This is a genomic window from Niallia circulans, from assembly GCF_003726095.1.
In the GTDB taxonomy this organism is placed as follows: Bacteria; Bacillota; Bacilli; order Bacillales; family Cytobacillaceae; genus Niallia; species Niallia circulans_A.
This window is the reverse complement of the sequence record NZ_CP026031.1, coordinates 3267285-3284598: the sequence shown is the minus strand read 5'-3', so window position 1 is coordinate 3284598 and position 17314 is coordinate 3267285. Positions and strand designations below refer to the sequence as shown.

Annotated in this window: 16 protein-coding genes and 2 pseudogenes; 14 read left to right on the top strand and 4 right to left on the bottom strand. The window is 34.0% G+C overall.

Annotated elements, in window-relative coordinates; all coding sequences use genetic code 11:
• The first annotated feature begins 2 nt into the window (after positions 1–2).
• From C2I06_RS25100 to C2I06_RS15740, 5 genes are all read left to right on the top strand, one after another.
• Positions 3–197, top strand: a complete 195-nt coding sequence (locus C2I06_RS25100; protein ID WP_164463589.1) for a hypothetical protein — start codon at positions 3–5, stop codon at positions 195–197.
• On the top strand, positions 149–256 hold the full coding sequence (locus C2I06_RS26020) for a PTS system mannose/fructose/sorbose family transporter subunit IID (RefSeq protein ID WP_164463720.1): 108 nt from the start codon (positions 149–151) through the stop codon (positions 254–256). Before C2I06_RS25100 ends, C2I06_RS26020 begins: the two co-directional genes overlap by 49 nt.
• A complete protein-coding gene (locus C2I06_RS15750; protein ID WP_123258388.1) occupies positions 237–566 on the top strand; it encodes a PTS system mannose/fructose/sorbose family transporter subunit IID in 330 nt (109 codons plus the stop codon). Before C2I06_RS26020 ends, C2I06_RS15750 begins: the two co-directional genes overlap by 20 nt.
• Before the next feature lie 119 nt (positions 567–685).
• The gene (locus tag C2I06_RS15745) at positions 686–1981 is read left to right on the top strand and encodes a neutral/alkaline non-lysosomal ceramidase N-terminal domain-containing protein (protein ID WP_123258387.1); all 1296 of its coding nucleotides are present in this window, start codon (positions 686–688) and stop codon (positions 1979–1981) included.
• Positions 1982–2061: 80 nt separating this feature from the next.
• Entirely contained in the window at positions 2062–2436 is a 375-nt protein-coding gene (locus C2I06_RS15740) for a PTS sugar transporter subunit IIA (RefSeq protein ID WP_164463719.1), read from the top strand.
• 6 nt (positions 2437–2442) lie between these two features.
• On the opposite strand, the pseudogene C2I06_RS25575 reads toward C2I06_RS15740, so the two are convergent.
• A pseudogene (locus tag C2I06_RS25575) lies at positions 2443–2559 on the bottom strand (AsnC family transcriptional regulator); the annotation flags it as partial.
• Between the two features lie 121 nt (positions 2560–2680).
• Between C2I06_RS25575 and C2I06_RS15730 the strand changes: the two are divergent.
• The gene (locus C2I06_RS15730) at positions 2681–3097 is read left to right on the top strand and encodes a carboxymuconolactone decarboxylase family protein (RefSeq protein ID WP_123258386.1); all 417 of its coding nucleotides are present in this window, start codon (positions 2681–2683) and stop codon (positions 3095–3097) included.
• A gap of 283 nt (positions 3098–3380) precedes the next feature.
• Here C2I06_RS15730 and C2I06_RS25095 read toward each other — a convergent pair whose 3' ends face one another.
• Entirely contained in the window at positions 3381–3536 is a 156-nt protein-coding gene (locus C2I06_RS25095) for a hypothetical protein (RefSeq protein WP_164463718.1), read from the bottom strand.
• 383 nt (positions 3537–3919) lie between these two features.
• Here C2I06_RS25095 and C2I06_RS15725 point away from each other — a divergent pair, with 383 nt between their 5' ends.
• The 4 genes from C2I06_RS15725 (at position 3920) to C2I06_RS15710 (ending at position 9582) form a co-directional block, all read left to right on the top strand.
• Entirely contained in the window at positions 3920–5329 is a 1410-nt protein-coding gene (locus C2I06_RS15725; protein WP_123258385.1) for an FAD-dependent oxidoreductase, read from the top strand.
• 10 nt (positions 5330–5339) lie between these two features.
• Positions 5340–6620: a citrate transporter gene (locus tag C2I06_RS15720; RefSeq protein ID WP_123258384.1), complete on the top strand. Its 1281-nt coding sequence runs from the start codon at positions 5340–5342 to the stop codon at positions 6618–6620.
• A 149-nt stretch (positions 6621–6769) separates the two neighbouring features.
• Positions 6770–8902 carry a hydantoinase/oxoprolinase family protein gene (locus C2I06_RS15715; protein WP_123258383.1) on the top strand — a complete coding sequence of 711 codons (2133 nt, stop codon included), beginning with the start codon at positions 6770–6772 and terminating at the stop codon, positions 8900–8902.
• Positions 8903–8913: 11 nt separating this feature from the next.
• Positions 8914–9582 carry a hypothetical protein gene (locus tag C2I06_RS15710; protein ID WP_206427973.1) on the top strand — a complete coding sequence of 223 codons (669 nt, stop codon included), beginning with the start codon at positions 8914–8916 and terminating at the stop codon, positions 9580–9582.
• A 750-nt stretch (positions 9583–10332) separates the two neighbouring features.
• Here the strand turns inward: C2I06_RS15710 and C2I06_RS15705 are convergent.
• Positions 10333–11187 carry a MurR/RpiR family transcriptional regulator gene (locus C2I06_RS15705; RefSeq protein ID WP_123258382.1) on the bottom strand — a complete coding sequence of 285 codons (855 nt, stop codon included), beginning with the start codon at positions 11185–11187 and terminating at the stop codon, positions 10333–10335.
• A 566-nt stretch (positions 11188–11753) separates the two neighbouring features.
• Between C2I06_RS15705 and C2I06_RS15700 the strand changes: the two genes are divergently transcribed.
• Together C2I06_RS15700 and C2I06_RS15695 are read left to right on the top strand one after the other, a co-directional pair.
• On the top strand, positions 11754–13202 hold the full coding sequence (locus C2I06_RS15700; protein WP_249928233.1) for a DUF1565 domain-containing protein: 1449 nt from the start codon (positions 11754–11756) through the stop codon (positions 13200–13202).
• A 941-nt stretch (positions 13203–14143) separates the two neighbouring features.
• Positions 14144–14464, top strand: a complete 321-nt coding sequence (locus C2I06_RS15695; protein WP_123258381.1) for a MazG nucleotide pyrophosphohydrolase domain-containing protein — start codon at positions 14144–14146, stop codon at positions 14462–14464.
• A 43-nt stretch (positions 14465–14507) separates the two neighbouring features.
• Here C2I06_RS15695 and C2I06_RS15690 read toward each other — a convergent pair whose 3' ends face one another.
• Positions 14508–15491 carry a LacI family DNA-binding transcriptional regulator gene (locus C2I06_RS15690; protein ID WP_123258380.1) on the bottom strand — a complete coding sequence of 328 codons (984 nt, stop codon included), beginning with the start codon at positions 15489–15491 and terminating at the stop codon, positions 14508–14510.
• Positions 15492–15557: 66 nt separating this feature from the next.
• Between C2I06_RS15690 and C2I06_RS15685 the strand changes: the two are divergent.
• Positions 15558–16118, top strand: a pseudogene (locus C2I06_RS15685) (HAD-IIB family hydrolase); the annotation flags it as partial.
• Between the two features lie 208 nt (positions 16119–16326).
• Positions 16327–17157, top strand: coding sequence for a BglG family transcription antiterminator LicT (licT, locus tag C2I06_RS15680; RefSeq protein ID WP_095329650.1), 831 nt, complete (start codon positions 16327–16329; stop codon positions 17155–17157).
• Positions 17158–17314 lie beyond the last annotated feature (157 nt).

Below are 17314 nucleotides of genomic sequence, written 5' to 3'. Positions count from 1 at the left end.
TATTGATCTCTTTTGGATTAATTTTAGTTAGCCATGGTGGACTTTCAAAAGGTCTTTTATCTTCGGTAGAAATGATTATGGGACCTCGAAGTGCAAAAAATGCTGAAACTAAAATTGATAAAAAATACTTAGAAGTATTTTCTGGAGATTGCAATTATTTCAGGTTTCATGGAACTACGAACGAATGCAAGCGTTAGTATGTGCATTTACTATGAAACCGATCATAGAAATGCTCTATAGGAGCCACTTTTGCTAAAGATGAAAATATCTTCGGGCCAATTCTTGCTCTTATTCTATTTAGCGTAGTTAATATTCCACTTAAATCGTACGGTATTAAAATAGGATATGAAAAAGGCGTAAACTTTTTAGTTGAAACTGAAAAGTCAGGAATTGTTCAAAGATATATTGCAATGGCAACGATGTTAGGGATTGTAGTTATTGGTGGTTTAATCCCGCAACTTGTACAATTAGCCACTCCTTACGTACTAAAAGTGGGAGGTGCAGAAATAAAGTTCCAGGAAATCTTTGATTGGATTTTATCTAGCTTTACTTCCCCTAGCTATTAAAGTTATTAGTTTCCTATTAATTAAGAAAGGTTTTAGTGCAATCAAAATTTTAATGGGAATGATTATTTTTTGTGTATTGGGTAAATAGATTGGTATTTTATAATGGATAAGGTGATCAAATGAATATTTATTGTGGATCAGTTAAAGTTGATATCACACCTACTGAAAGTAAGCTTTTAGCAGGTTATATGGCTACAAGACAATCTAAGGGAATTCATGATCCAATTTATGCACGAATTGTTGCAATCAGATCTCAACAGACTTTTATAATTCTAGTTAGCTTAGATTTGATTTGTATAGATCAAAACTATACAGTCGAACTTCGCAAAAAAATTTCAGACCAAACGAATGTTTCAAAAGAATGTATCTTTCTTCACGCTACGCATACTCATTCTGGTCCAGGGGGAACTATTCATGAAACATCTCCCATCTGGAGAGCATTTCCTGATTTATGGATGCCATACGATAGAATACTGGTAAATGAACAACATAAAAAAATTGTTGAGGCTGTTAAACTAGCATTGGAAAATTTAGAAGAATGTAAAGTTAGTATTTGTGAGGGGAAAGCCAGCGGCATTGCTGCTAATAGGATATCATCTGAAATAGAATATTCTTCAATTTTAAAAGTAATAGAATTTGAATATTGCAGTACGAACAAAAAGGTTATAGTGTATCACTTTGCATGCCATCCAACGATAATGAATAGAGACAACCTTCTAATTAGTGCTGATTTCCCTGGAGTAACTAGCTCTAATTTAGAAAATGAAAATAATGTAGAAATTGCATTATTTATAAATGGTCCGTCAGGTGATATTAGTACCCGTTTTACAAGAAAAGAGGCAAGTTTTTATGAAGTAAGAAGGGTAGGAACAGTATTATCAGCAGCGGTACTGGAATTATTAACTCACAAAAAACAAATCAAGGTTGATACCATAACTTCTAAAATAGAGAAAGTAGAATTGGGCCTTCGCAACATAGAAGATTATGCGCAACTGCAGCATAAATTGCACGAACTTAAACAAAAACATAAAATCCAAAGAGTAACAGCTGGAAACAACTGTGCCTATTTAAGAAAGATAGAATCAGAGATTGAAGGTGTTTCTGCATTAATCAAGAAATCAGGAGCGTTAGAAAATTCGTTAACCATTTCTACCGAAATACAAGTATTAAAGTTGGGTGAGATCTTATTTGTATCAATACCTGGAGAAATATTTAATGAAACTGGAACAGAAATAACTAATAACTACAATGGAGTACCAGTATTCATAGCTGGTAACACTAACGACTATATAGGATATATAGTACCAGAAGGCTACTATGCGAGTGACAGCTATGAGGCATATATGACGTTATTAGAAAAAGGATCCTCAGAAAAAATAAGAGACACAATACTCTATATGATGGACCAAGTGTAGGTGAGTATTTTACTCCATTAATGGCGCGATTGTTTAACAACACAAACAGAAAATGACCAAATTTTTTATAAAAAGCGTCCATGAAATATATTAAGAGTAAAAAAACAGGCTCTGTCCTCCGTTGGCAATATCCCTTCAACTGTGCGGGCTGTATCTCCAGTAAAGGTATTGTTACGACTCTTTTCAAAACAAAGCATGCCATTGGAAGTACATCTGACAATGGGGCAGAAATCTTAATTCATATTGGAATGGATACAGTCCAGCTAGAAGGTAAATACTTCATAGCACATGTAAAACAAGGAGGTAAAGTGAGTGCTGGTGACTTGTTATTAGAATTTGATAGGGAAAAAAATAGAGAAGAAGGATACAATCTGATTACTCCTGTTATTATTACAAACAGTGCTGATGTTAAACAAATCGATACGACAAGGGAAAGGACAGTAAGTGAAAAGTAAGTTGTCGCGTTCTGTTACAGACGGAGAAAATAAATTAATTCTTCTTCCAAGTTCACTCATCGATAATCGACTACTTTGGTTTAATTCATCGATTATTTTCTTATCAATTAAATCTATTTTCATTTTTAATAAAAAACCTCCATTTTCATTAATTTTATAAAGTGTTTAGAAGGAAAATATACCATTTTTAATGGGAATCTTTTATATTCTCCAGTAAAATTAATTCTACAAGGAGGTAGTAAGGATGGCAAGAATTAATGAATCAAAAAACGGTGAAACACCTTTTCAAAGACTCTTAGGATATAATGTAGATGTCTTAAATGGATGGAATCAATTAGGAGATGTGTTGGAAAAAGATTTGAATCTATCATCCCATCTAAAAGAACAAGTAAGAAGAACCTTAGCACAAAGCAATGGGTGTGAATATTGCAAGGCAAAGGGAAAACCTGAACCCCACCTGTTCGATGAAAAAACGTCGATTGCAGTAGGGTTTGCAGAAGCCTTTTTGAAGCAAAAAGGGGATATTTCAGATGCCCAATTTAATATATTGAAAGAGTATCTTTCAGAAGCGGAAATCAGTGAGCTTATTGCATTTATCACCTTTACTACCGCTTCCCAATATTTTGGCGCAATAATGAAATTAGAGCCTGTGACAATATAACAGATTCAGAGGGACGGTTCTGCCGCTTCCCTTTTGTCAATTAATGGCGAGGAAATTGGAGATAAATAGATATAAAGATAGAGAAACATACCGCCTAATGAGATTTTGTTATAAGCAATTAAGGCATTATCAATAGGAATGAAGCAAGCGCAAGTGAGGACAAGGAAAAAGGACCATTTTTATGGTTCTTTTTTTCTTTGTAAGTCAATTGGATCTCGTAAGATAGTGTCAGGTACCATACATAAAGGTCATACAGCTCACTAGTTAGTTTGTTGTATGGTCTTTATGCTAAAGCTAGAACCGTAACAAGAGCCGTTGTTCCCGTACTAGTGATGGTATCTCGAATATGGACAAAGCTAAATGTATCATTCTGTTTGCTATATAGACTAGACCAATGAGTTTTCCCGTTCCTTAAAGGCTTTATATTAAATAGGCTCATACGCTCTCACCTTTAGATTTCTTCCCATAGTACACTTCAAGAAGAATTTTACTAGATAGACAATATAGAACGGAATTAATTGTTTACTTTGGTTCTAATTTCTAAAACAAATTTTATTTTCAAATTGATTCAATATATTAGTAAAAAATATCCTGAAAATTGATACACCACGATTACATAATGTAATTTCTAGATTTTTAAACAGTGAATTTTTGTTAAAATAACCTTTCGTTTGTAAGGTTTCAATGGTTTTTAAATATTAATAATCAATCCTATACTAATTATATTATTTTTTGAATATTTTTTTCGCTTATATTGACATTTTTTGAAAGTAATGTACTATTAATAATGTAAGCGTAAACATTATGGGAGGTTGTTAATTGATGAAAATAAATAAAGTTGAAAAACACTATGATGTAATCGTTGTAGGTGGAGGCATGTCCGGTGTAATAGCAGCAATTGCATCAGCTAGAAACGGTGCAAAAACGCTGATTATTGATCAAAATGGCTACTTTGGAGGGACGTTAACTGCAAATGGCGTTGGACCAATGATGACTTTCTTTGCAGGGGATAAACAGGTCATTCTTGGGATTGGAGAAGAAATGGTTTCTAGATTAAAGAGAAAAGGGTATTCTCCTGGTCATGTATTGGATACAACAAATTATATCTCCTATGTAACTCCTTTCTCTGCAGAAGGTTTAAAAATTGTACTCGATGAGATGACAACAGAGGCTGGCGCAGATATTTTATTTCATTCATATCTAATTGACTTAAAAAGAAGTAATAATTTAATAGAAAGTATTCTTATTGCAAATAAAGACGGAATTACAAAATTTACAAGTGATGTTTTTATTGATGCAACAGGTGATGCAGATTTAGCTGTAATGGCAGATGTGCCATTCCAATTAGGTAGAGAAACAGACAATGCCATGCAGCCTTTAACAATGAACCTAAAGGTATATGGGGTTGATACAAATGAATTAAGAAGGACAGTCATAGAAGACCCCAAGAAATTCCCTCGCTTAAATAGAGACTTAAATGTTATGAAAAATACTGAAATTCTCTCATTCGTTGGATTTGATGAAGAGTTTAATAGAGCTAAAAAAGAAGGAAAATTAAACATCCCACGTGAAGATATTCTTTTCTTTGAAACGAGCACACCTGGTGAATTTATATTAAATACGTCGAGGATCATTAACGAAAGTGGCGTTTCTGCGGAGGGGCTAACAAGAGCTGAAATTATAGGTAGAAAACAATGTGAAGAATTGTACAAATTCTTAGTTGAATCCATACCAGGATTTAAAAATGCAAAAGTGGCATACACAGGACCAAGTGTTGGTGTTCGTGGTACACGCCAGATCAAAGGATTGTATACCTTAACAAACCAAGATGTTCTTGAAAATAGACATTTCAAATCAACAATTGCGCATTCTGGTTACCCAATAGATATTCATAATCCTAAAGGAGAAGGAACACTTTCTGTTCATGTGAGTCAAAGTAAGGAAATTGCTCATAATCAGTTTGACAAAAGCGTTTTCGATAACTATTACAGAATTCCTTTTGAAATCATGGTTACAAATGAAATTGATAATTTAATAGTGACTGGACGTTGTGTTTCGGCCTCTTTTGAAGCACAAGCAGCTATACGAACAACACCTACAATGACAGCTTTAGGGCAAGCTGCTGGCACAGCTGCATGGATTGCTTCGAAGCAAAAAGAAAGTGTTAAGGCAATTGATATTAAAATGTTGCAAGAAACTCTAATCTCACAAGGAAGTTATATCGAAATTTAGGAGGATTAAAATGGTAACCTTACAGTTAATTGGGATTTTAATAGTCTTCTTTACAATGGTTGGACTAATGATGACTAGGAAATTGCCGACAATCTTAGCTCTACCCATCATGGCAATTGCCATTTCATTAATTGCGGGCATACAGATCATTTCAAAAGATCCTGAACAATTTACTCTTGTAAAAGATGTATTAGAAGCAGGTTCAATGAGAATGTCCACAGCAATTTCAGGTTTAATCTTTGGTTCACTTTTTGGAAAAATCTTATCTAAAGTAGGTATAACCGAAACAATCATTAAAAAAGCTGCCGAAATGGCTGGTGATAAAGCCTTGCCTATCGCCCTATCTTTCCTTTTGGTATGTTCAGTAATCTTTGCCGCTAGTAACGGGTTAGGGATGGTTATCTTAGTAGGGACAATCATTATACCTATCATGATTTCCGCCGGTCTATCGCCGATGGTAAGTGGAATGATTCTATTATTAGCAAACGGTATTGGTGTAACCTTCTCAGTCTCTACTCTAGCAGTATATATTGATGTATTAGGATTAAATCTTAGTGAAGTTACTTCCTACTCGTGGATGGTAGGTATACCATTGATTGTTGTGTCCGTTCTAATGGTTGTCTATTATATTAAATTTAATGGGAAAAGACGTAAAGCTTGGGCGATGCCAACAAAGAAGAACAAGGGTGGACAAGTACGAAGTATTGCACTAATTTCACCAATTGTACCAGTTGTATTAGTTTTCGCATTCCAAGTTCCTTTAGTTGCATCAATTATTATTGGAATTATAGCAGCTCTAATATTAAGTACACCTAAGAATCCTATTCATGTAGTCAGCAGTGCGTTTGTTGAGGGTATTCAAGAAGTAGCCGGAGCGGCAGGACTAATGATTGGGATTGGATTCCTATTAAATGCAGTTATGTCTGCTGAAGTATCAGCAATTTTACAACCAGCAATTTCGTTAATGATTCCTAAAAATCAATTAATGTTCATCTTAATTTTTGGTTTACTTTCTCCGTTAGCCATTTATCGTGGGCCTTTAAACGTATGGGGATTAGGAAGTGGAATTCTTTCTCTTCTAGTTGCAGGTGGAATGAGTCCAGTTGCAGCAATGGTTGCACTACGTTTGAATAGTAACGTTCAAGCTGTTTGTGACCCAACTAACTCACACAATGTTTGGGTATCTGATTTTACTAAAACAGATGTGAATGAAATCTTAAAGAAAACGATCTTATGGATTTCGATTTCAACATTTATTGGCTTAGTATTCGCTTCATTCTTCTTGTACTAAAATCTTGTAACAAGATTAATGAAAGTTTGGTGTGATCCACTTACTCAAAGGCCATATTTTTGAGGGGCTTCAAGCCTTAGTAGTAAGGTTATGTTCATTAGCAACAATATAATTGAAAACAATATACTAATGGATAGAAGGTAATGATTATGACAAGAAAAGTAAGAATAGGAATTGACGTTGGCGGTACATTTACAGACGCTGTAGCAGTTGATAATGAAACATATGATGTAATTGCTAAATTAAAGATTCCAACAACCCATGAAGATGGTGTTGCACGAGGTATTGTGAAAATTATCCAAAAGTTATTAAGTGAGAATAACATTGATCCAGAAGATGTAATTTTTATTGCACATGGTACAACCCAAGCGACCAATGCTTTATTGGAAGGAGACGTTGCTAAAGTTGGAATTATTGGTATGGGAACTGGAATGGATGCTAGAACTGCTAAAAAAGAAACAGACATTAAGCAAATTGAACTTGCTCCAAATAAATATTTAGCTTCTGAACATACGTTTATAGATTCGTCGAGAATATCTAAAGAAGAAATTGAAAAGAGTATACAAGAATTAGTGAATAAAGATTGCCAAGTCATTGTAGCAAGCGAGGCATATTCCGTTGATGATTCAGAAAATGAACAAACGGTTATTGAAACTGCCCAAAATCAAAAGCTCTACGCTACAGGGGGACATGAAATCTCACAATTATACGGACTGAAAATGCGCACCCGTACTGCTGTTGTTAATGCATCATTGATTCCGAAAATGATGCAAACAGCAAATATGACAGAAACAGCTGTTTTAGATACGAATATTCAAACCAATCTGATGATAATGCGTTGTGATGGTGGTGTTATGAGTATTAATGAGGTAAGACAACGCCCCATTTTAACCATGTTATCTGGATTAGCAGCTGGTGTAGCAGGAGCGTTAATGTATGAAAAAGTAAGTGATGGGATTTTCTTCGAAGTAGGCGGAACAAGTGTTGATATATCCGTGATAAAAAATGGAAAAGTTATGATTAAATATGCTCAAGTTGGTGGACATAAAACTTATTTAAGATCACTTGATGTTCGTACACTCGCTGTAGCTGGGGGCAGTATGATTCGGGTCAAGGAAAATAAAATTGTCGATGTAGGACCACGTAGTGCGCATATTGCAGGATTAGAATATGAATGCTTCTGTGATAAAGATAACTTAGCAAACCCGTCCATTACATTTGTATCTCCTCGAGAGGGGGATCCAAATGAATATGTAATTATCGAAAGTGCTTCTGGACACAAATATTCATATACATTGGCTGGCGCAGCTAACTTGTTAGGCTATGTTCCGAATGGAGATTATGCCTTTGCTAAGGAAGAAAGTAATAAAATCGCATGGGATACTCTAGGGGAATATTTAGGGATTACTGGTAAAGAAGCAGCTGAACAAGTACTGAAATTGGCTATAGATAAATTAGATCCAGTAATTAATCAATTAATTGATGAGTATGAAATGGATAGAAATTTTATTACATTAGTTGGGGGAGGCGGTTCCGGTGCCATTGTTGTACCTGCACTAGCTAAATACTTTAATTACAAATGGAAATTAGCGAAAAATGCTCCCTATATATCAACAATTGGTGTAGCTTTAGCAATGGTGCGGGAGCAAATTGAACGTTCTATCACAAATCCCGATGACCAAGATATTAAGAAAATACGTGCAGATGTAATGGAAAAAATTATTAAATCAGGTGCTAAGGAAGAGACTGTCGAAGTAAATATTGAAATCGACTCTCAAAGAAATATCGTTCGTGCTGTAGCTACAGGTGCTACAGAGCTTCGTCAAAAAAACCTAGGCGCTACAGATGTAACTGAAAATGATTTAAAGAGAATCACTTCTGAAGCAATGGGGATAGAACCAACAAATGTTAGGTATATTGCTAATGTAGGTCGTTGGAATTTGATGGATGCCATCGTTATTAAGAAAAGATTTTTCTTTAAGGCAAAACAGACTAATGTTTGTTTAATAGATAGAGAAGGTGTAATTCGATTCAAACATAGCAATGCTCATTATTTGAAATTCCAAAAGTCACAATCAGATACTGATTTCTTAACATTTATTGATGAGCATACAATTTATTCAGATGCAAATGCAACAATCCCAAAAGTTTTTCTTTTTTATAAAGAAAAAATGTTGGATTTAACAGGAATGCAAACGATAGAACAATTGACTTCGATTATGGAACTTGAAACGGAGAATCTGACTCCAAATGATGAAATCATTGCAGTTGCGTACAAATAGGAGTGAATAAAATGGATTATTTCACAGATGAATTCCTTGCTTTTCTAGAATTAAAACAAGATATGCTCTTTCATAAAATACCAGAAAAAAAAATCCCTTATTATGTTCGAGAATCATTGAAAATCGGTAAAGTCATGTCCGGAAAGTTCAAAGGAAATATGATCAATCCATTATATTCAACAAGTAATATTTTGATTCAAATGGAAGAAAATGACGGAGCTTTTTTTAAAGTACAGCTAAGGGCACAGTTCGAAACGGATCGTAAAGGAAATAATTTGGTATTATTATATCGTAAATCGATTGAGGAGCTTGCTCGTGTAAATGGACTTAGTTATGATGAAATGGTAGAAATTGTATTGGTACATGAGTTTTTTCACTTTCTAGAAGGTAAGCAAATTAAGCATGTTGCAGAGCAACTGGAAACGATTGACTCATATACACTGCTTAACCTCGTAAGAAAGGCACATGTACAAAGAGCGAGTGAGATCGCAGCTAATGCTTTTGCAAAGGAATTCCTAGGGTTAAAATATCTACCAAACTTTTATGATTACCAATATTTATTAGAAACCAATAAAATGAATCCTCAAGAACTAGAGGAGGAATATCAAGAATATTTAAGAGTTTTCAAAACAACTGAAAGGCATTCAGTTGAGGAAAACTATCCAATCAATCCATTTTAATTTATTTGAAGGCATCCAAAAGCCAAGAAATAGCTTGTCGACAAAAAGATATTGGAGAAGTAAAAATGCATTTTCATGCGTTGCTTGGAGTGGAGGGGGTGAGACTCCTGTGGGATTAGCGAGACAGTCTGAGACCCTGCAGGCTGTAAGCCGAACGGCTCAGCGCGAGCCCCATGGAAAGCGAGCCCCCGGAGCGGAAAGTAACGTCTAAATTCAAAGAGATTAATAAATATACTTTACTCAAACTTCTATTTCCAAAATACAGGAGTTTGTCTACAGTCTGAGCCAAGAAAGTTGTTATAACAATTTTCTTGGCTTTTACTTTAATCAGGAGTTTACTTTAAAGCTACTTTCCGGTCAATTCCTGTATCATCAAAACCAGGAGTGTAGGAAAGTTGGAAAATAGATTACTAGGAAGTATTGAAGCTAGTGGCACGAAATTTGTTTGCGTAGATGGAAAACAGAAAATTGAGAGAAAGGATTAAATCTAGTCCCAATGTTAAAAAGTGAAGTAGATTGCTCTATGTACTTAAAGACTATGGAAGTGCAACGATTGGAAATTTTACCTTAGCTCAAAAGGTATGTAAAAAATGAAGGGGAAACCCTCTTTTTTATGAGGATAATTCTAGAATTATTTCAAAGATAAAGATTGAGGTATATTTTAGTCAGAGGTTTAGTACTACATAGCTACCCTATAAAAATAGGGGACCTATTTTTATAAGGTGATGCGTACTGAAATGGGATCGTTTGTTACCATTCATAAATAGCAGAGTCAGCAGACTGAAATGAATTAATGATCATATCACTGCTTAGCTTTCTTTGCCGTAGCCCACGATTATCCCGTAGAATTGTTGCGTAAATTATATCGAAAACAAGAGAAATCATAGGTGAATTTGTTATCACTAAGGAATTATTAGATGTTACAGGATCTGGTGTTATGAATTTAATATTTATTAAATCATTTGTTTTTGGATTATCATTGCTAGTAATTAATATTACTTTTACATCCTTCTTTTTAATTTTAGTAAGGAAAGGGATGATATCTTTACTAATTACTGATGGGACAACTGCGATAAGAATAGAGTCACTATTCATATTTTCAATAGCTAATTGTGCTTCCAGATTTTCCTTTAAGATGGTCACATCTAAGCCAATTTGCTTCAATTTAAATGCAAATTCTTCACTAATAAATGAAGTATTGTAAACAGATAGAATAAAGATTTTTCTTGATAACGTTAACAATGATGCAGCATCTTCAACATCTTTCGTATTTAATAGTGCACAGGTATTCGTTAACATTTTTTGATAATCTAATGTAATGTATTCAAGAAGGTTGGATTCATTAATTTCTTCTTCTTTTAACTTCTCTATCTGAGTATTACTTTGAGCGAGAGAAATCTTAAACTTGTTAAATCCCTTATATCCAATTTTTTTGCAAAATCTATTAATACTCGCTTCAGAGGTATTGGTTTTTTTTGCTAGATTGGTAATTGTATTGGTAATAACATAATCTGGATTTTCGATAACAAATTGGCCGATATCATACTCACTAGCAGTAAAAGTAGATTCAAGTGATTTTATCTTTAATAATACTGCTGATTGCATAACTTCACCTCGTTCCTTAGTAATAGTATAGCAATAAAATTAATCAATTTCATTTGAATAAATAATTAAAATGAAAATTGGAGATAAAACAACAATTATTGATTCTAATGTTTCATAACACTATTTATTTTTTACCTATACAGCATATTTTAAACGGATCTGTTCATTCTCTATAAGTATCAAATAATATGGGTAACTAGTCTACCAACACTCACAAGGGGAAAATAGTGTCGGCGAATAAATGGTAACTAAGTCAAAGGAAAAATTTTTAGATAAAGGGTAAACTTTATTTACGGTCGTTTCAAATATTGTGGTTTCTAATTGAAAATTCACTCCATATCAAGCAAGTAGTATTAAGCTATTTTTAACACGTGCTGTGTAGGGGAAAAGTGCCTATTCCTGTATTGGAAATCAGCATATTTTATGGATCGTATAGATTTTTGTGATAGAATTGTGACTGCTAAGATACGGTCATAAGCATTAAGGAAATAAATTGAAAAATCAGATGGCATCTATTTCATTTATCAAAACCATCTAAAAATAAAAAAACTTAGGGGGGAACAAATTTGAAAAAGGGGGTAGTTATCCTATTAGCTATTGTTGTTTTTGCCATGATATTAATATATGGTTTTATGCATATGACAGGGCAAACGGAGCATAAAAGGATAGAATCAAAAATAAAACAAGGGCAGGGAACTGGAAACCAATCCATTTATGTTTCTCCAACAGGAAATGATCGAAATGATGGAAGTAAGGAACATCCCTTTCAAACATTAAAAAAGGCGACAGATAAAGCGGTAGCAGGAACAACTGTTTATATACGTGAGGGTATTTACAAAGAACCGCTCACGGTTAAACATAGCGGAAAAAAAGAACTTCCGATTGTCTTTCAAGCCTATGACCAAGAGGAAGTAATAATTAGCGGTGTGGAGATGGAAGAAAAAGAAGAGGAGACATCTCTCATAACCATTCAGAATAAAAATTATGTTTCTATTAAAGGATTAATAATGGAAGACTTATCTACTAGTCTTGCTGATGAAACAGTAATGGGAATATATATAGCAGGGTCAAGCAGTCATATTGTGATAGAGAACAATGTAGTAAGAAAAATCAGCACCATGAACGAGGATGGGAATGCACATGGAATAGCAGTTTATGGAACAGAGGGAATTAAGAATATTGTCATTCGCAATAATGTGGTCCAAGATTTAAAGCTTGGAGCAAGTGAAGCACTTGTCTTAAATGGTAATATAGACGGATTTATCATTGAAGGGAATACAGTTCGTAATAATGATAATATTGGCATTGATCTAATTGGATACGAAGGCACGGGAAAAAAGGATGACTTCACCCGTAATGGAATGATCAGAAATAATATAGTATATAATAATTCTTCATTTGGTAATCCCGCTTATGGAGATGATTATAGTGCAGCGGGGATATATGTAGATGGCGGCAAAAATATAAAAGTGAAAGCTAATACGATTTATCTTAATGACCTTGGGATTGAGGCAACATCTGAGCATCGAAAGAAGTATGCAGATAATATTGAGATTACCCACAACATAGTTTATGAAAATGTTTATACCGGTATATCTATTGGGGGATATGACGAAGAGCGTGGCGGTACTACCAACACTATTATTGCAAAAAATATTCTCTATCAAAATGATACAAAGGGGTTAGAGGGGGGACAGCTGCTTTTGCAATATGATACGAAAAAGAATACCATCCAACAAAATATTATGACAAGTAGTTCTTCACAGTTATTTATCGTTAATGAATTTCAAAAAAATGTAGATAATCGACTAGTGAAAAATATTTATCATAAAGAAGAGAACAAACAGGGAAGATGGATCTGGAAAGAAGAAGAATATACAGATTTTATAGATTTTAAAGAAGCCTCCAACAGTGATAAGCAATCCATGTATATTGATCCAAAATATAAGAATCCCTTAAAGCATGACTTTGACTTGAAACCAAATTCCCCTGTTTACGATATTTTGAGTGAATGAGTAAGAAAGCAGGGGGGCTTCTGCTTTCCTTTTGTTTTATTGATTCCCATTTTATTCTAAGTGCTTTTTTGAACTACAGCTGACTGCTTGTGAAAGAATATGCACTTGGTTTTACACTCAATACCATTCAGAATGAAATTATACCTTTAAATAAAATAGTAATTTTGCAGTATATATAGCTAAAGTAAATGCAATCAGTCAGTAATATATGTAAGCAAGCAAACATTAAAGTTATGTAACGAATACAAATGAAATGGGGGCTTAAATAGTTGAAAACCATTTTTTTATTGAACTAGGGTTCTGACTTAGAACATGAAAGAATAGATACTTTAGTCAAAGAAATGTTAATGGCATTTAGGAACCTTGGATATGATAAAATCAACAAAAATATTCCTAAGAATTCAGATGTAAAATTAATCATAGATACTTTTGACATTAATAAAGAGAAACATATAGAAAACCTATATTAGCTAGAAGAGTTTTATATAACAGATAAGCAGTTTGAAAGATTTAAAGAAGAATTTACAAAGTTTAATGGACAGCATCTATATTGCAGGCCGAATCACAGAGGACATTACTATATACATATTAATAATATAGAATATACTGCACGATCGTTCGTTACAATTGACAATAAAGAAATTATACTAATAGATGATGAATCAACTGATAATGAGAAATTAAGAAGAAAGGTTTATCATTTACCTGAAAATTTTCAGTCACTTGAAATATCGCTAGATAAAGTACCCAACTACGAAGATAGAGAAAAAATAGTTCAAAAATGGATAAGCAAAATTATAAATTTTTAATAAAAAGGAATCTTATTTATTATTGTAATTCCTTTTAAAATAATGAATTCTCCTAGAAACTACCCTATTAAAACCATAAAAAATTTTCATTATTTTTGATAAACTTATAGTTGAATTGGAGGTTAGATGAGTATGAATGTAACGGAATTTCAGCAATGGGTAAAGGATTATTATGAAGGCAGAGGCTGGTCTGATCTAGACATATTTATTCGAATTGGCTTTTTAGCAGAAGAAACAGGTGAGGTAGCACGCGCTATAAGAGCTCTTGAAATTGGTAGAGACAGGCCAGATGAAGTAGTAGGCTCATATGAGGAAAATAAACAAGAGTTAACGGAAGAACTAGGTGATGTGCTGGGTAATTTAATAGTAATTGCCAACAAGTACAATATTCCACTAGAAGAAGTGTTTCAGTCACATAAAAAGAAACTATCTGATCGTTATTCAAAAGCTTAGCAAAAATAGTAAGTTTCACTTAAGGGGGACAATTCCAGTCTTCTTATGTCCCCCTTATCACTAGATCCCCTGTATAAATTTTTCTGATCGCAGGAAATTCTTTACCAGCAAGTCGATCTAATAAACAGTTAATTAAATCTTCAATCATCCGTTTAGTCTGATTTTGGATGCTAGATAAGGCAGGAGAGGTTGTCAGACAAATTGGGTGGTTGTCAAAACCAATGATGGAGAAATCCTTTGGCACAGAAACTCCATGTTTTTTTGCTGCTGACAATAGCCCGGCTGCTAAGAAATCACTGCCTGCAAGTATGCCATCATAATCAAAACGACCTGAAAACATTTCATCTCCTAGTCGTATTCCTTCTTCAATCGTAGAGTGTCCACTTACTTTCTGATGAATGCCACATGTTTTATTTAAGTCAAGATGCGCTTGCTGAAATCCATCCCATCTTTGCCGCTGAAGTGGCGTTTCTTCTTTATCCGCACAAAATAATAGGTTGCGGCGTCCTTCCTTCAGCAGGAGTTGGGTAGCATAATAAATGGCTTCTCTTTCATCAAGTGAAAAGACATCTAAATATGTTGTTTGGAGTGGCTCATTGCAAATAAGCAATAGTTTTTCTCTCGTTCGCTGCCTAATTTTCTTCTCGTCCAATAAAGTATGGGTGATAATTACTGCATCCAGTTCATTTTCTGCTAACTTATCATAAATGTCATATTCCTCCTCAATAGAATAAAAGGTTTGAAAAACGACAATCTTATAGCCAGCTTTTCTGCATTTTGCTGTAATCATGCTAACAAGTGGACTAAAATATGGGTGGTCAAGGTCAGGAATCGTCACACCAATTGTTTTGGTTGACTGTTTTCTAAGGTTAACGCCTTGTGCATTTCGCACAAACGACAACTTCTCAATCGCTTCCATCACTCTTCTTCGACTGTCTTCTGAAACATGAGGATGGTTATTGATCACGCGTGATACCGTAGACTTAGAAACAACGCTAAGCCGGGCTATATCTAGAATGGTAGCCATTTTATTATTCACCTCAAAAAGATTTGACCTGGGAACGTTCCCTGCGCTTCAAACCTTGGAACAGAGTTATGGGAAATCAATCAACAGGGAGAATTTTCACAGAATCAAGAGTGGGTGGAAGGAATCAAAAGGTCAGGATTTAACCATAGAGTGGTGGAAGAGCTTATTAATGAGTTAAAACAGGTATATGGGATTCAGCTGAAAGCACGAACACAGTTTGGGCAAAAACAGTTTAAAATGAATTATTATTATTTTATAGAAGATAGTGCGAGGGTTAAGTACGATCTTCCTATCATCAAACAATTAGCACAAAATAGTGGAATGAGCATTAATATTAACCGATGCAATCCATTAGCAGGGGATCCTGCAAATGCCTTTGATGTAGACTTTATTCCGCTAAATACAGGGAAACGTGCAGTAGCCGATTTCGTAATGAAACAGTTTAAGATTTCCGTGGCAAACACATTTGCGTTCGGGGATAGCGGGAATGATATCGAGATGCTTAAAGCTGTTGAACATGGCTATTTATTGAATAATGCCACCGAAGAAGCAAAACAATTGCATAATAGGATAACCCCAGAACCTTATGCCAAAGGGATTAAAAATGTTTGTATGCTACACTTTTAAAGGGAAATTACAGTTTTTTAAATCCAGCTGCCAATAAGGTATCTGGATTTTTTTCTGGAAAGGGAAAGTGCATTTAATTTAATTTTTGGATTGGATATTCCCTTCCCTCATATTTTGCGCTTTGATTCTTGTTGACACTCCATTTCTTTGTTCCTTATTATAGAAATAATAACGGAAAAATAGCAGAAATTAGAAAGGTGGTGCAAATTTGAAAGTAATTAAAGTTTTCAATAACAATATTATTAGTGTCATCAATAATCAGAACAAAGAATTAATGATAATGGGAAGAGGAATTGGATTTCAGGTAAAACCTGGAGATCTGGTCAATAAGAAAAAAATTGAAAAAATTTATACACTAGACAGCAAAGAAGTGTCGGAAAAATTTAAAACCCTGCTTCGTGAAGTTCCGATTGAAGTAATGGAAGTATGTGAAGAGATCATCCTTTATGCGAAAACGGTATATCATAAGAAATTAAATGATATTATTTATGTTGCTTTGACCGACCATATTAATTTTGCGATCCAACGAAAAAAGGATGGCTATGAAATTAAAAATGCTCTCATGTGGGAAACGAAGAAATTATATAAAGATGAGTTTGCTATTGGGGTGGAGGCTATTAAGATGATAAAGGAAAGACTTGGGATTGAGCTTCCTGAGGATGAAGCTGGTTTTATAGCTCTTCATATTCTAAATGCAGAGTTGAATGATGATATCACCAATATTATGTCTATTACCAAAGTCATTCAAGAACTTTTAACGATTGTAAAATATCATTTTAAGATAGACTTTGATGAGGAGTCGTTAAATTATTTTCGTTTTATCACGCACCTAAAGTTTTTTGCCCAAAGAATGCTCACTCGCACTTATATGGATAATGATGATGATGATTTATTTAATATCGTAAAAGAAAAACATCCAAAAGCCTTTTCCTGTTCGGTAAAAATTAATGATTATCTTAAAAAAGAGTATCATTATGCACCAACCAATGAAGAACTGCTTTATTTAACGATTCATATTGAAAGAGTGTGTCAGCGTTAAATTGTTCAAAATTTACATTTATCAAAAAAGAAAGGGTTTACATTTTAGTGGATTTATATTATATTGAAGGCAACAGCAAAATATCAGACCGTAATAGGGTTGTTACTGGTAAAGCAGGCAAAACCTAAGTCACTTATAATATGAGGCTCATGTCTTA

Excerpts from the sequence above, each read along its gene's own strand:
- C2I06_RS15690 (WP_123258380.1), bottom strand. The coding sequence starts at position 15,491 with ATGGCTACCATTCTAGATATAGCCCGGCTTAGCGTTGTTTCTAAGTCT.
- C2I06_RS15695 (WP_123258381.1), top strand. The coding sequence starts at position 14,144 with ATGAATGTAACGGAATTTCAGCAATGGGTAAAGGATTATTATGAAGGC.
- C2I06_RS15740 (WP_164463719.1), top strand. The coding sequence starts at position 2,062 with ATGAAATATATTAAGAGTAAAAAAACAGGCTCTGTCCTCCGTTGGCAA.
- C2I06_RS15720 (WP_123258384.1), top strand. The coding sequence starts at position 5,340 with ATGGTAACCTTACAGTTAATTGGGATTTTAATAGTCTTCTTTACAATG.
- C2I06_RS25095 (WP_164463718.1), bottom strand. The coding sequence starts at position 3,536 with ATGAGCCTATTTAATATAAAGCCTTTAAGGAACGGGAAAACTCATTGG.
- C2I06_RS15745 (WP_123258387.1), top strand. The coding sequence starts at position 686 with ATGAATATTTATTGTGGATCAGTTAAAGTTGATATCACACCTACTGAA.
- C2I06_RS15725 (WP_123258385.1), top strand. The coding sequence starts at position 3,920 with ATGAAAATAAATAAAGTTGAAAAACACTATGATGTAATCGTTGTAGGT.
- C2I06_RS15710 (WP_206427973.1), top strand. The coding sequence starts at position 8,914 with ATGGATTATTTCACAGATGAATTCCTTGCTTTTCTAGAATTAAAACAA.
- C2I06_RS15715 (WP_123258383.1), top strand. The coding sequence starts at position 6,770 with ATGACAAGAAAAGTAAGAATAGGAATTGACGTTGGCGGTACATTTACA.
- C2I06_RS15730 (WP_123258386.1), top strand. The coding sequence starts at position 2,681 with ATGGCAAGAATTAATGAATCAAAAAACGGTGAAACACCTTTTCAAAGA.
- C2I06_RS15705 (WP_123258382.1), bottom strand. The coding sequence starts at position 11,187 with ATGCAATCAGCAGTATTATTAAAGATAAAATCACTTGAATCTACTTTT.